Below are 13163 nucleotides of genomic sequence, written 5' to 3'. Positions count from 1 at the left end.
CTATCGGGTGGGGTCGATGGCAATGCTCGCGAGCGGCAAGCCTGTCGTCGCGCAGTGTGCGCGTCTTGTGGCGAATTGCGCCGGGCTCGCGCGGTCATGAGCTGCGATACGCTGCAACAGGGTCCTGACGACGACCGGCTCGATGCGCTTGTCGCGCCGGGCCGGGTTGAACCGGCTGCGCAGCCGTTCCGTCACGGCCGATCCGAGCGCGGCGCTGGCAGCGCCCTTGACGATCTGGCCGACACTCGGCTTGTCGCGCGTGCCCTTTACGGTCGCCAGTAGCGACACGTAAGGCCGGCGCGCCCCCGCAGCGCGCGTCAGGACATCAGCGACCCGTTCTGCGGCTTGCCCGTCGTTGAGATGGAAGAAGGCCTCGATATCGGCGGCATGAACGCGGGCGAAATCGAAGCTCTCGGTCTCGCGCTCGATATGGTCGATCGCGCCAAGCAGCTCTTCGAACGAGGCGACCGGTCGGCTCACGCGCGCGGGCAGCGCGGCATGGCCGGCGGTGGTCGGTGTGTTCAGATATTCGAGCTGGAGCGGAAGCTTTCCGAGCAGGACCGATTCGACGGCCGTGCCGCAGTTGAGATGAACGACCGCGGCCGCATTGCGGATGCGGTCGAGTACGCTGCCGGTGCCGTCGATCAGGACGTTGGGGTGGCGCGCCAGCGCGTTGCGATAGACCTCCTCGCTCTCGAAGGGATGCGGACGCACCAGGATGGTGCGGTCGGGCCGCGCTGCGGCAAGACGGTCGATCTCGGCGAGGTAGTTGGCGAAGACCTGCTTGAGGTCCGCGATGAAGCGATCGACATAGCCGCCATCCCAACCGGCCCGCACCATCGCTTCGCGCTCGCCGCCCGGCTTGCCGGTGAAGCGTGAATTGACCAACGGGAAGTTGGCGTTGACGAGCAGGTAGTCGCGCAATTCGCCATCGAGCAACGCGCGCCAGCGCGGCGCAGCGAAGTCGAAGCGCGGGCATCCGGTGAGGTGAAGCTGCTCCGGCTTCATGGTTCCGGCCGCGAGGAAGGCCTCGTGCAGCCGACTGCCCCAGAAGAAATAGCCCGCCAGGATGTCGGCGTAGCCGCAGCCCTTGATGTGGGCCGCCATTGCCGGCGGCGAGTTGCCGCCCTTTTCCGCGAGCACGCCGCCTTCGGTATCAAGCACGTAGAGCGCGAGCCCGTCCCTCGCAAAGCTGCGCATGAGATCTAGGTTGACGGGACGCGCGTAGTTGACGACCAGCGCGTCGAGCCCGAGCCGAGGAACGTCGACGGCCTGCTCGTACATCGGCACCAGCACGACGGAGACGCCGCGCCGCGCGAGCTGATAACCGAGCATGACCGCACCCGGCAGGTCCCGCTTGGGGTGATCGACCACCAGGCCTATGCGCACCGTTCACGTCTCCTCGTATCGACCAAGGCGCTCATCGATCTCCCGAACATACTCGTGCAAATTGTAGGCTAGGTCGACGCCCAGCCGAAGCGCTGGCTGAGTTCCGTGAAGATTGCCCGCTGGCGGTCTTCCAGAACGAGAAAATACTGTGCGGTCCAGCTCACTACGCAGAACGAGGCGATCGCAAGCCCAAGCCCCCAGAAGCCGTCGATTGCCAGGTACTCTGCAAGCTCGAGGAGCAGCAGGCCCAGGACCACGAGAATGACGGCCTGCATGAGAAGTGCTCTAAGGAGGCGGTGGGAGTCAAGCTGCAACGCGCGGCTCACGGTGCCGATCTGCAACGGTAGAATTACGGCGTTGGCAACCACTTGGCCAAGAATCAGCGCTCGCTCGTCGAACAGGTGCAATGTCGCAACCGCCACCGCGGCCCACACCGCCAATTGATAGATCATGAGCCGGTTCAGACGCGACTGCACGTCTGTGCGGGTCAGGAACATGACGTTGCCGAAGGCGAGGTATTGAGCGCAGATCGGCACCACGAAGCCGAGGCCCATCCAGACAGCGTAGGGGGCCATCTGTGGTCCGATCCATACCTGCATGATCTCGCGCGACAGCACGGCGGCCGCCATCAGCGGCGGCACCGTGAACATCGGCAGGATGACCAGGCCGAATTCGCCAAGGCGCTGGAACGTGGCAGCGTTGCCGCGTTCGTCGAGGCGGCTTGCCACCGGCAGCAGGGCCGACGTCAGGAGGCCAACGACGACCTTGGACACACGGGGCAGCCTGACCAGGGTGTCGTATACCCCCACGCCCTTGGGTCCGAACAAGAGGCCGACCAGGAAGGGTTGAATCGGGAGTGCCAGGCCGCCCGTCAGCTTGCCCTGCGCGAACAGCGCACAGCGGTGGAACAGCTCGCGCCGGATCGGCGCGTCCCACATCGCGAGTTTGACCTTGCGCACGACGGCGACGAAGGCTGCGGCGAACGCCAAGCATGCGCGCATCAAAGTGCTGGCGAGATAGATGTAGGCCACCACCTCGAAAGAGGCCGCGGTGTTGGCGGCCCAGATCGTGCAGGTCACATAGGCGATCGTGGAGCTCACCTCCGCCAGCCGCAGGACATTGTAGCGTTCAAAGCCCTTGACGATGCCTTCCCAGACCAGTGCCGGGATCAGCACCACGTTGGCAAGCGCAGTGTAGCGCAAAATTTGCGCGAACCTGTCGGCGTGAGCAGCATCGACGCGGAGCGCGATGGTCAGGTAAGGCGCGCTGATCCAGATCGTGACCGCGAGCAGTCCTGCAAGGCCCACGGCCATCACGGTAAGAAGCGCGAGCTGCTGGCCGGCGATGCGCCAATTGCGATGCTCCCGCGCCCGCGCGACCGCTTGCGTTGTGACCTCGGAGAGGCCGAGATCGAGCAGTCCCATCATCCCGCTTGGCAGCAGGATGCGGGCCAGTACGATGAGGCCGAATTCGGTTACGCCCCAAGTACGGATGATGACGGGTATAACGACGAGCCCGAGCACAGCCGCAATTCCGAAGGCTGCACTGGATATCAGCGTGTTGCGGATCAGCTGTTTGAGCATGCTCCGCCGCTCACCACGCGCTCAGGCCGCCATCGACCGCGATGTTCTGGCCGGTGACGTAGGATGCCGCATCGGACACCAGGAAGAGGATCGTTCCCACCATTTCGTCCGCGCGAGCCATGCGGCCCAGTGGGATACGGGCACCATAGCGTGCCTTGAAGGTCTCGTTTTGCCCGCTCTCCACCCCGCCGGGGGTGAGGGTATTGACGCGAACGCCCTTGCTTGCCCAGTAGGTCGCCAGGTGCTTCGTGAGGCCGATGACACCGGCCTTCGAGGCGGTATAGACCGCCGGCGTGTTGATGGCGCGGCCGAGATATTCGGAGCCTTCGTAGATGCGCTGATCGGGGGCCATCAGTCCGTAGATCGAGGCGGTCTGCACGATGGCGCCGTAGCCGCGTTCGGCCATCCGGCCGCCGAACACCTGCGCGACGTTGAACATGCCGTCGAGATTGACAGCCATGATCTCGCGCCAGGTCTCCTGCGAGAATTTCTCGACAGGCGCGAAGAAGGCGTCGACGTCGCGGGTCTTGCTGGCCGCGTTGTTGAGCAGGATCGAGACCGGTCCGAGGTCGGCCTCGATCGCATCGGCTGTGTTGCGCACCGCATCTGGGTTGGTGATGTCGCAGCCGTAGCCTCTGGCGCGGACGGTATGGCGGGAGGCGACGTCGGCTGCCGCGGCATCGGCAACGGCCTGATCCAGATCGACAATCGCAACGTTGGCGCCGAACTCGGCAAGGCCCTCGGCAAAGCGACGACCGAGAATGCCGCACCCGCCGGTCACGACGGCGGTGCGGCCGGTCAGATCGAACAGAGCCTTGAAGCTCGTGGTCATCGCTTGCGCCTCCTCAGGCCGCCAGTCGTTGGCGGAGCAACAGTTCCACCAACGTGAAATCGAGATCGGAATCGATGTCGATCGAACGCTCTTCCGGCATTTCGAGCAGGCGCGTGTCCGGGTAGAATACCGCAGGCCGCTCCAGGAATGGCGCGACGCGCCAGACATAGATCGACGCGTTCATGTCGAAGCAGCGCGGCGCATCCTGCCGGCGCGTGATCGGAGGATCGGCAGATTTGGACAGGCCGACGCTGCCATCGGAGCGCTGCTCGACAAGGTTGAAATAGGGCGACCGTCGCGCCGGCGCCCCGGTAATGACATTGCGCGCGCCGCTCTCGCGCAGCAGTGCCACCGCACCGGTGATGTCGGAGGCGAGCCTGAGCGGCGAGGTTACGTCGAGATCGACGAAGATCTCGGGCGTCGCGCCCATTTGCGCGATGGCCTGCTCGAGACAATGGCGGATCGCCGGCAGCTTTGGCGCGGTATCGGTCGCCATCTCGTCGGGGCGCCTGACCGCGATGTCGGCGCCGGCCTTCAGCGCCGCCTCGAGCAGGGCGTCCGAATCGCTGCTGAAGGCGATCGCATCGAACAGGCCGGTCTCTCGCGCCTGCGCGATGCTCCACGCGAGCACCGGCCTGCCCAGGAGATCGCGCGCGTTCTTGCCGACCACCCCTTTCGAGCCGCCTCGCGCGCAGATGGTGCAGACGAGACTCATGGCGATATCCAGGTCTTGGTGCGCAGCGCGCGCTCGCTGGCGTCGATCAGGTGCACGACGCCGAGGGCCTCGGGCAGCGAGCAGACCGGGCTCGCGCCGCGCATCGCCGCGACATGCATGTCGCGATAGCTCTGGTCGCGCTCGCTGGGAATCTCCGTTGCCTTGCCGTTGACCGTGAGACGGCTGCCGACGAGATCGGCCTCGATGGTATCGTCGCCGACATTGACGCGAATGCGGCGGATGCCCTGGCGATCGAGATAGTCCATGTGGACGTGCACCGATGGCGCCAGCTGCATGTCGAGCAGCAGGTCGAGATGGTCGTCGACGTCGATGTCGCGAGCGCCGGAGGAGCCGCCGAGCGCTGCGACGCGATGCCATGGCCCGAACAGCCACAAAAGATAGTCCAGTTCGTGGCTGAGATCCCGCAGCACGCCGCCTCCGGCATCGGCCGTGGCGGATGCGGTCGCACGGTGATCGCGGCCCGGCCGCCAGTCCCTGATGTCCTGGCCGACATAGGCGTCGACCGTGATCACGTCGCGCCCGCGCAGTCGTTCCGCCAGCGCCGTCATCACCGGGTGAAAGCGCAGATTGTATCCGACGCTGACACGGGCGAAGGGATATTTCGGGGCCGGGGCCGGTGTTGCGAACAGCGGCTTTTCGACAAGGACGCTGCCATGGAACCCCGACTGCGCGAGCTCTTGCAGATTGTCCGCATGACGCGCAGTCTCGGTAGCGATCACCACGTAGTCCGGATGCGCCGCCGCGAGGGCCTGCGCGATCGACCCGTAGTCGCCGCCTTCGCGCCGGCTGACCGTCGCGACCCGAAGTCCGAGCTCGCGCAGGACCCGCGCATGCCTTGCGCCAATCGAGCCGAGGCCAACCACGACGGCGGTTGTTGAGGTCACGGGAAGACCTCGTGAAACTCTGCATGCGCCTGCTCGAAATCCTCAAGGCGGCCGATGTCGAGCCAGTATTCGCGAATGGGATAGACGGCGACGCGTCCCTTATCGGCGATCACCCGCTCCAGCACGGTCGGCATATCGATGCTGACGCCGGGGGCGACATGGCGGAAGACCGAGCTTCCAATCACATAAATGCCGGCACTGACGAACCAGCTCTCGGTCGGCTTCTCGCGAATGGTCTGGAGAAAGCCCTCCGACGTGGAAACCACGCCATAGGGGACGTGCACCTTGTGCTCGCGAACGGCCATCGTCGCTTCCGCCGGCGTTCCGTTGTGGAAGTCGAGAAGCGCTCCATAGTTGATCGTGGTGAGGATGTCGCCGTTGGTGACGATCATCGGCAGATCCGGCGGTGTCGAAAAGAGCCCGAGCGCGCCGGCGGTACCCAGGCGTTCGGTCTCGTGCACGTACTGGATGTTGGCACCGAAGGCGGCGCCATCGGCAAAGTAGTCTTTGATCGTCTGGGCCTTGTAGTTGACCGAAATGAAGATGTTGCCAAAACCCTGCTGCACCACGTTGCGGACGATCGTCTCCAGCAGTGGTCGGCCGCCGACATTGAGCATCGGCTTCGGCACGTCGCGCGTCAGCGCACCCAGGCGCTCGCCGAGGCCGCCGGCCATGATCAGCACAGGATTAGGATAGTGACGAGGTTCGAGCAGCTCATCGAGCGTCTCGACCACGACCAGATGGCCGCCCTCGTCGACGAGTGGGAGCTGCTTGATCGACCTCTGCCGCATCAGCTGCAGGCGATCCTCGCGCGGCAAGGTCGCAGGGGCCGACACCGGCGTCCGATTCATGATGTCGGTCGCAAGTCCGGTGAGAGGGATGCCGCGCAGCAGCCCGCGCCTCACGTCGCCGTCGGTGACCACGCCCAGCAGGCGATTGTGGTCGTCGAGCACCAGCGCAACCTGGATGCTTCCGCTCTCGATCGCGGCGATGGCCTCGCCCACAGTCGCCTGGGTACCGACGACGGCTTTGCGCCAGGATTTCATGGCAATTTGCCTCGTATACGCCAGATATTGGGGGCGGCCCACGGCTGAGCCTGCTATATCGCGGCTGCGAGAGGCGGCGTCAACCCCGCCAGGGGCCCGGGCGTTGACCTTGTTAATACCCGTGTTTTCGGGCCAGGCCCCGTCGATTTGAAGTACCGCAGCCCCGTCGCTAAGATTGGTCTGTGCAGGGGAAATGCGATGGACGATCTCATCATCATCGGTGGCGGCGAGCATGCCTTCATGGTCTATGAGGCCGCTCTCCTGTCGGGCCAGTTCAACGTCGTCGGCTTCCTCGATCGCCAGCCGGGTACACTGGGCAATGCGCCCTACCTCGGAACCGATGACGTTGCGCCCAACTATCCGGATGCCGCCTTCGTGGTCGGGATCGGAACGATGCAGGCGGGGCCCGCGCGCCGGCAATTGATCGGCCGGCTGCAGCTCAAGCGCTGGGCGTCGGTGATCCATCCGCGCGCGTTCGTCTCGCCTTCGGCAACGATCGGCGCGGGCAGCGTCATCATGCCGGGTGCGATCGTCAATGCACGCAGCATGATCGGCCATCACTGCATCATCAATTCCGGCGCGGTCGTCGAGCACGATGTGCGAGTTGGGCACTGCACGCATCTGTCTCCCGGAACCGTGGTCGGCGGCGGTGCAGAGATCGGCGACAACTCCTTTGTGGGGCTCGGCAGCCGGGTCCGCGATCACATTTCCATTGGCAATGATACGCTGGTGGCGATGGGTTCCGTCGTTACGGCTTCATGGCCGCCCGGGTCCGTGCTGCGCGGGGTTCCTGCTAAGCCCCGTCGTTAAACCGGGTCGTCCGGGTCAAGCGCCTGCGGCGCCGCCGTTCCGATCAAGGACCAATAGTCGATCGGCGGCCGCCCGGTGCCCGGCCGCTTGGCCGTGATGTCGGCCGGTCCGATGATCTCGCCGGCCCTCAGCGCGCGCGCCGCCACGATGCTCTTGCGCGCCACCGGGACGTTCCTGATTTCGGAGTCCTTCGGCGTCTTCACGCCGTCGCCGAGCGCGGTCTCGACATTGCGGATGGCGCCGACCATGCGCTTGAAATCGTCCGGCTCGAGTGAGGCAGCGTGGTCGGGGCCGGGCGCGTTGCGATCCAGCGTCAGGTGCTTTTCGACGATGGTCGCGCCGAGCGCGACCGCGGCTATCGAAATCTCGAACCCATCGGTGTGATCGGAATAACCGACCGGAAGCTGGAACGCCGATCGCATCGTGGCCATCGCGGCGAGGTTCACATCGGCGATGGGGCAGGGATATTCGGTCGTACAATGGAGCAGGCTGACGTGCCGCGCCAGCGCGGCACGTGCCGCCCGATCGCGCCATGCTGCGCGGAACGAGGCGATGCCTGCGGGATCCCTGCGATGCGCGTAGCCATGGGCCAATACACCCAGCGCTTCCTCAACCTCGCCGAGCGTTGCCATGCCGGTCGACAGGATCAGCATGGCGCCGGCCCTCGCCGCTGCATGGAGCAGCGGCGCATTGGTGAGATCGCCCGAACCAATCTTGATGCGCGCCAGTTTCAGAGACAAAAGGAAGTCGAGCGAAGCATCATCAAACGGCGTCGACAGAAATTCGATGCCGCGCTCCTTGGCGCGCGCGATCAGCGTCTCATGCGCGGCCTGCGGCAGCTCGAGACGTTCGAGCATGGCTAGCTGGCTCTCGCCGGCATCGGTGGTGCGCTGCTGATAGTCGGCCTTCTTCGCCGCGCCGCCCGCCAACGCCTTTGCATTGAAGGTCTGGAACTTGACGATGTCGGCTCCGGCATCGGCTGCCGCATCGACCAAGGCCAGCGCCTTTTCCAGGCTGCCGTCGTGATTGACCCCGGCTTCCGCGATGATCAGCGTGTGCGTCGTCATGGCCGCGCTCCGCTTGCAGGAAGTTCGTAAAAGCCCTTGGCCAGAAGCCGCCTGAAATCGGGGATGTCGGCGACAATGTCGGCAAATCGCCGGCTGGATTCACCGTCGCCGTAGGGGTTGACGGTGGCTTCGCGCCCACGCTGGAGTCCTGTCGAGATCGCGGCGGCAATTGCGCCACGTTCGGGCGCTGCATGAAACACCGAGGCCGCGCGCTCACGCCCCTTCTGACGGTCGCCTATATCCACCGTGGGAACGCCGAAGGAGGGTGCTTCGAGCACGCCGCTCGAGGAGTTGCCGATCACCACGTCTACTTGGCTCATCAGGCTGAGGTAGCGGAGCTGCCCGAGCGAGGCGACCGCGATCGTGTTCGGCCGGCGCGCCGCGAAGGCCTTGGTCCGATCGTTCAGCGCGCGCCCTTCGGCATCGGCATTGGCGAGCGTGAAAACAAGACGGAAGGTGGGATCGAGTGTCGACAGGGCAGCGAACAACTCCTCCAACTCGGCCACCGACCGCCCGGCTTCGACCGTGACGGGGTGAAACGTGATGAGTGCATTGCGTTCGCCAAGCGGCATCCCGATCGCGTCGCCTATGTCGTCGCGGTCCATCAGATCGAGATGCTTGATGGCGTCGATGCCGACCGAGCCGATGGTATGGATGCGGGACGGGTGCTCGCCAAGCTGCATCAATCGCCGCGTCGAGCCTTGATTGCTGGTGAAATGCAGATGCGACATCTTGCTGATGGCGTGGCGCGTGGATTCGTCGACCGCGCCTTCAGTGACGTCTCCGCCGAACAGATGCGCCATCGGCAGTCGCATGAACATCGCGGCCTGCGCGGCCGCGAACATTTCGAACCGGTCGCCGAGCACGACAACGAGATCCGGCTGCAACCGCGTGAAGGCGTCGGCAAAGCCGATCACGCCGAGTCCGACCGATTTGGCGACTCCGGCGCCGGTATCGCTGCTCAGAAGCGTCTCGATGCGCTCGTCAACCTCAAAACCTTCCTCGCGGATGGAGTTGAAGGTGTAGCCGAACTCTGGCGCGAGATGCATGCCGGTGGCGATGAGCTGAAGCGTCAGGCCTGGCGTCTGACGGATTGCGCGCATCGGCCAGACCAGCAGGCCGAAATCGGCCCGGCTTCCGGTGACGAAGCAGATTTTTCGTGCGCGACTACTCATCGCGGGGCCTGATGCTGGCGCTGCTGGGCAGGTTGATCAGCCGGCGTTCTATGGATTCCGCGGTGGAAAGATCGCCGCGGGGGCTTTGCGCGAACATCGGCAGCCTGTGCATCAACGTCCAGGCCGGGCGCGCGCCGAAGCCGGCCTCGTTCAGTGCCGTGAGCACGTCGTCGCGCCGCTCGGCATGCGCCTCGTCGAGCAGGACCGCGTTCAGCCAGTAATTGCTGGTCGTACCCGCGGGCTCGCGCGAGAACCGCACGCCGGGCACATCGGCAAAGACACGCTCATAGGCGGCTGCCAGCCGGCGCTTGCTCGCCAGGAAGCCGTCGAGCTGCTCGAGCTGGGCGCAACCGAGCGCGGCGTTCAGGTTGGGCAGGCGGTAGTTGAAGCCGATCTCGTCATGCACGAAGGCCCATTTGTGCGGCAGCTTCGCGGTCGTGGTGAGATGCTTGGCGCGGCGTCCCAGCTCCTCGTCATTGGTGAGGATGGCGCCGCCGCCGCCGGTGGTGACGATCTTGTTGCCGTTGAAGCTCAGCGCCGCGAGCCGCGCCTGCGATCCGACGGCGTGACCCTTGTAGGTCGAGCCGAGCGATTCCGCGGCATCCTCCACCAGCGCGATGCCCCAGTCGTGTGCGATCGCTGCGATCTCGTCGAGTGCGACGGGGTGCCCGAACGTGTGCATCGGCGAGATCGCCGCGATGCGGCGTCCGGTCTCGCGATTGATCGCGCCTCCTGCGGTCCGTTCCGCAATCGCCCCGAGGCGCACCGCGAGTGCGCCGGGATCCATGCCGAGCGTGGCAAGCGAGCTGTCGACGAAATGCGGTGCTGCGCCGCAATAGGCGATCGCGTTCGTCGTCGCGATGAAGGTCAGCGCTGGCGAGATGACCTCGTCGCCGGGCTCGACGCCGGCGAGCCTGAAGCAGGCATGCAACGCGGCCGTACCATTGACGACGGCGACCGCGCGTTTGGCGCCGGTGACCTCCTCCAGCATGCGCTCGAACCGATCGACAAAGGGGCCGACCGAGGAAACGAAGGTGCTCTTGATGCACTCTTCGAGGTAGGCGATCTCGTTTCCGGCGAACACCGGTTCGTGCAGGCCGAGGACGCCGTTCGGCGTCCCCACCGCGTGCCGCACGGCATCGACGATCGTCTCCGGCTTGAAGTCTGAGCTGGTCATGACACTGTCCACCATCACCTCAGACATTGTAGACGTCAGCCTTGTAGCGGTTGAGGTTTGCGGGATTGGTGAACCAGTTGACGGTCTTGACCATGCCGCGACGCATGCCCTCGACATCGCCGAATTCAGGGCTCCAACCGAGCTGCTGGCGTGCCTTGGAATTGTCGGCCCAGAGCCGCTCGACCTCGCTGTTGGCCGGACGGAGGCGCGTCTCGTCGGTCTCGATTTCGATCGTGGTCCCCATGACATCGGCGATCATCTCGACGGTCGCGCCGACCGAGATCTCGAAGCCGCTGCCGAGATTGATGGTCTGGCCGACGCATTGCTCGGCCGGCGCGGTAAGGCCAGCGATGAGGCCGCGCGCGGTATCGGTGACGAAGGAGAAGTCCCGCGTCGGACTGACGGCGCCGAGACGGATCTTGCGCTTGCCGGTCGCGATCTGGCTGATGATGGTCGGGATCACCGCGCGCGCCGACTGCCGGGGGCCGAAGGTGTTGAACGGGCGGATCACGACAACCGGCATGTCGAACGAGGCGTGGAACGACAGCGCCATCTGGTCGGATGCGATCTTCGAGGCCGAGTAGGGTGACTGGCCAACCAGCGGATGGTTCTCCTTGATCGGAACGATCTGCGCCGTGCCGTAGACCTCGCTGGTCGAGGTCTGCACGAAGCGCCGCACGCCCGCCATGCGCGCCGCCTGGAGCACGTTCACCGTGCCCTTGACGTTGGTGTCGACATAGGAGTCGGGCGCGACGTAGGAGAAGGGGATCGCGATCAGCGCCGCCAGGTGCAGCACGTCGGTGCAGCCGCTGGCGGTTGCGATCATGAAGTGCGGATCGCGGATATCGCCGGCGACCACCTCCACGGACTTCATGATGTCAGCGGGAACCGTGTCCAACCAGCCCCAGGAATTGAAGGAGTTGTAGTAGACGATCGCCTTGACGCGTGCCCCGGCCTTCACCAGCTCCTCGACGACATGCGAACCGATGAAGCCGTCGCTGCCGGTAACGAGGACGCGGGCGTCCCTTAGATCTGCCATGCCGGACCCCAGAAGGCGATTAAGCCTGTGTTCGCAACAAGATGGCGCTATAGCACACTGGCGGTCGCGCGCAACAGAGCAGCGCCGGAAAGCTGCCAAATGCCCGGGGATGCAGCAGTTTTCGTGACGCGCGCCTAGGCCCGGCCGGCCGGGATGAGGCGCTGTCTCATGAAGGTCTCCAGGTTGCCGCCCTCGAACAAGTGGCCGGCGAGGCCGGCCGCACGAGCGGCTTCGATGTCGCTCGGCTTGTCGCCGATCACCATGCTGCGCGTCATGTCGACCGGAAAGCGCTGTGCGAGATCGATGATCATGCCCGGCGCCGGCTTGCGCCGGTCGCTCGTGCGGCAATAGCGCGCGACGGTTCCTTCGGGGTGATCGGGGCAATATTCGAATGCATCGACATGCGCGCCGATCAGCGCCATCTGGTCCGCCATCCAGCGGTGCAGCGCGACCACGTGATGCTCCTCGTAGTAGCCGCGTGCGACTCCGGACTGATTGGTGATGACGAAGGCAAAATAGCCGGCGTCGTTGACGGCCTTCACGGCCTCGCGTGCGCCCTCGATCCATTCGAGCCTGTGCGGCTCGAAAGTATATCCTGAATCATGGTTGAGCACGCCGTCGCGATCGAAAAACACGGCCGGCCGACGCAGCTTGTTCCGCAATTCGCGGTCGGCGCGCGCAAAGTCGTCGGGAATGCCGATGTCGATGAAGTAACCGCGATAGGCCGTGCCGCGCAGTGCGCCGGACTTGGTCAGGCCAGGAAATACGTCCTGCTCGAGCGAGGCGGGAAGCATCGTGATATCGGCAAGAATGGACTTGTCGATGACGTAGATGCCGGCATTGACCGGTCCCGTAGCACCCACACCCGGGGCGATGAAGTCACGCACTACGTCACCGTCGAGGACGACGCGTCCATAGCGGTCCCCGACGACGCCGTCGCGCAGTGCCATGTGAACGCGTCCCCCTTGGGCGCGCACGATCAGGTCGAGCAGGTTGAAATCGAACAGCGAATCGCCGTTGAGCATCAGGAAGCGATCATGCAGAAGGTCGCGCGCATGCACGAGCGCACCGCCGGTGCCGAGCGGCTCGGGCTCGCGCGACACGATGATTCGCGTCGATCCCCTGGCGGCCGCGGCGTAGTGCGTCTCGACGATCTCCGCCTTGTGGCCCGCAAGCAGAAGAATTTCATCGAACACGCCGTAGCGTACGAGTTCGTCGAGCAGCGTGTCGAGAAACGGCCAGCCGCCAACGTCGAGCATCGGCTTCGGCACGGCTTTGGTGCGTTCGCCGAGGCGGGTGCCGAGTCCCCCGACGAGGACGACAGCCTGTCTCAGCATGACGGCTCTCCCAATCGGCACCTCAGTTGAAGGTGAGCAGCAAATGTCTGTCTCAAGGTTCTTGCTCTCGTTGGATCGAGCTGTGGTG

Annotated in this window: 12 protein-coding genes; 1 reads left to right on the top strand and 11 read right to left on the bottom strand. The window is 65.1% G+C overall.

Features of this window, described 5'->3' with window-relative positions; genetic code table 11:
* From FJV43_RS05855 to FJV43_RS05830, 6 genes are all read right to left on the bottom strand, one after another.
* Positions 1 to 1389, bottom strand: a complete 1389-nt coding sequence (locus FJV43_RS05855) for a surface carbohydrate biosynthesis protein (protein WP_239625328.1) — start codon at positions 1387 to 1389, stop codon at positions 1 to 3.
* A 68-nt stretch (positions 1390 to 1457) separates the two neighbouring features.
* Entirely contained in the window at positions 1458 to 2972 is a 1515-nt protein-coding gene (locus FJV43_RS05850; RefSeq protein WP_239625327.1) for an oligosaccharide flippase family protein, read from the bottom strand.
* Positions 2973 to 2982: 10 nt separating this feature from the next.
* Positions 2983 to 3804, bottom strand: a complete 822-nt coding sequence (locus tag FJV43_RS05845; RefSeq protein ID WP_239625325.1) for an SDR family oxidoreductase — start codon at positions 3802 to 3804, stop codon at positions 2983 to 2985.
* A 13-nt stretch (positions 3805 to 3817) separates the two neighbouring features.
* Entirely contained in the window at positions 3818 to 4519 is a 702-nt protein-coding gene (locus FJV43_RS05840) for an acylneuraminate cytidylyltransferase family protein (RefSeq protein WP_239625324.1), read from the bottom strand.
* A complete protein-coding gene (locus tag FJV43_RS05835) occupies positions 4516 to 5424 on the bottom strand; it encodes a Gfo/Idh/MocA family oxidoreductase (protein ID WP_239625322.1) in 909 nt (302 codons plus the stop codon). The genes FJV43_RS05840 and FJV43_RS05835 overlap by 4 nt, the downstream gene beginning before the upstream one ends.
* Complete coding sequence (locus FJV43_RS05830; protein ID WP_239625320.1) at positions 5421 to 6704, bottom strand: nucleotidyltransferase family protein; 1284 nt, start codon at positions 6702 to 6704, stop codon at positions 5421 to 5423. Before FJV43_RS05830 ends, FJV43_RS05835 begins: the two co-directional genes overlap by 4 nt.
* A gap of 6 nt (positions 6705 to 6710) precedes the next feature.
* On the opposite strand from FJV43_RS05830, the gene FJV43_RS05825 reads away from it, so the two are divergent.
* Positions 6711 to 7280 (top strand): acetyltransferase, encoded by a 570-nt coding sequence (locus tag FJV43_RS05825; protein ID WP_239625318.1) that lies wholly within the window; start codon positions 6711 to 6713, stop codon positions 7278 to 7280.
* Here the strand turns inward: FJV43_RS05825 and neuB are convergent.
* The 5 genes from neuB to FJV43_RS05800 all read right to left on the bottom strand — a co-directional run bounded on the left by neuB (position 7277) and on the right by FJV43_RS05800 (position 13075).
* On the bottom strand, positions 7277 to 8347 hold the full coding sequence (gene neuB, locus FJV43_RS05820; protein ID WP_239625316.1) for an N-acetylneuraminate synthase: 1071 nt from the start codon (positions 8345 to 8347) through the stop codon (positions 7277 to 7279). The genes FJV43_RS05825 and neuB overlap by 4 nt on opposite strands.
* Complete coding sequence (gene neuC / locus FJV43_RS05815) at positions 8344 to 9522, bottom strand: UDP-N-acetylglucosamine 2-epimerase (RefSeq protein WP_239625314.1); 1179 nt, start codon at positions 9520 to 9522, stop codon at positions 8344 to 8346. Before neuC ends, neuB begins: the two co-directional genes overlap by 4 nt.
* A complete protein-coding gene (locus tag FJV43_RS05810) occupies positions 9515 to 10699 on the bottom strand; it encodes a LegC family aminotransferase (protein WP_239625312.1) in 1185 nt (394 codons plus the stop codon). Before FJV43_RS05810 ends, neuC begins: the two co-directional genes overlap by 8 nt.
* 19 nt (positions 10700 to 10718) lie before the next feature.
* Complete coding sequence (locus tag FJV43_RS05805) at positions 10719 to 11738, bottom strand: NAD-dependent 4,6-dehydratase LegB (protein WP_239625310.1); 1020 nt, start codon at positions 11736 to 11738, stop codon at positions 10719 to 10721.
* Positions 11739 to 11872: 134 nt separating this feature from the next.
* The gene (locus FJV43_RS05800; protein ID WP_239625307.1) at positions 11873 to 13075 is read right to left on the bottom strand and encodes an HAD-IIIA family hydrolase; all 1203 of its coding nucleotides are present in this window, start codon (positions 13073 to 13075) and stop codon (positions 11873 to 11875) included.
* Positions 13076 to 13163: the final 88 nt, after the last annotated feature.

It is taken from the genome of Bradyrhizobium sp. I71 (genome assembly GCF_022354745.1).
GTDB classification, from domain to species: Bacteria; Pseudomonadota; Alphaproteobacteria; order Rhizobiales; family Xanthobacteraceae; genus Bradyrhizobium; species Bradyrhizobium liaoningense.
Note: the sequence above shows the minus strand (reverse complement) of the source record. Positions and strands in the feature narration are given on the sequence as shown.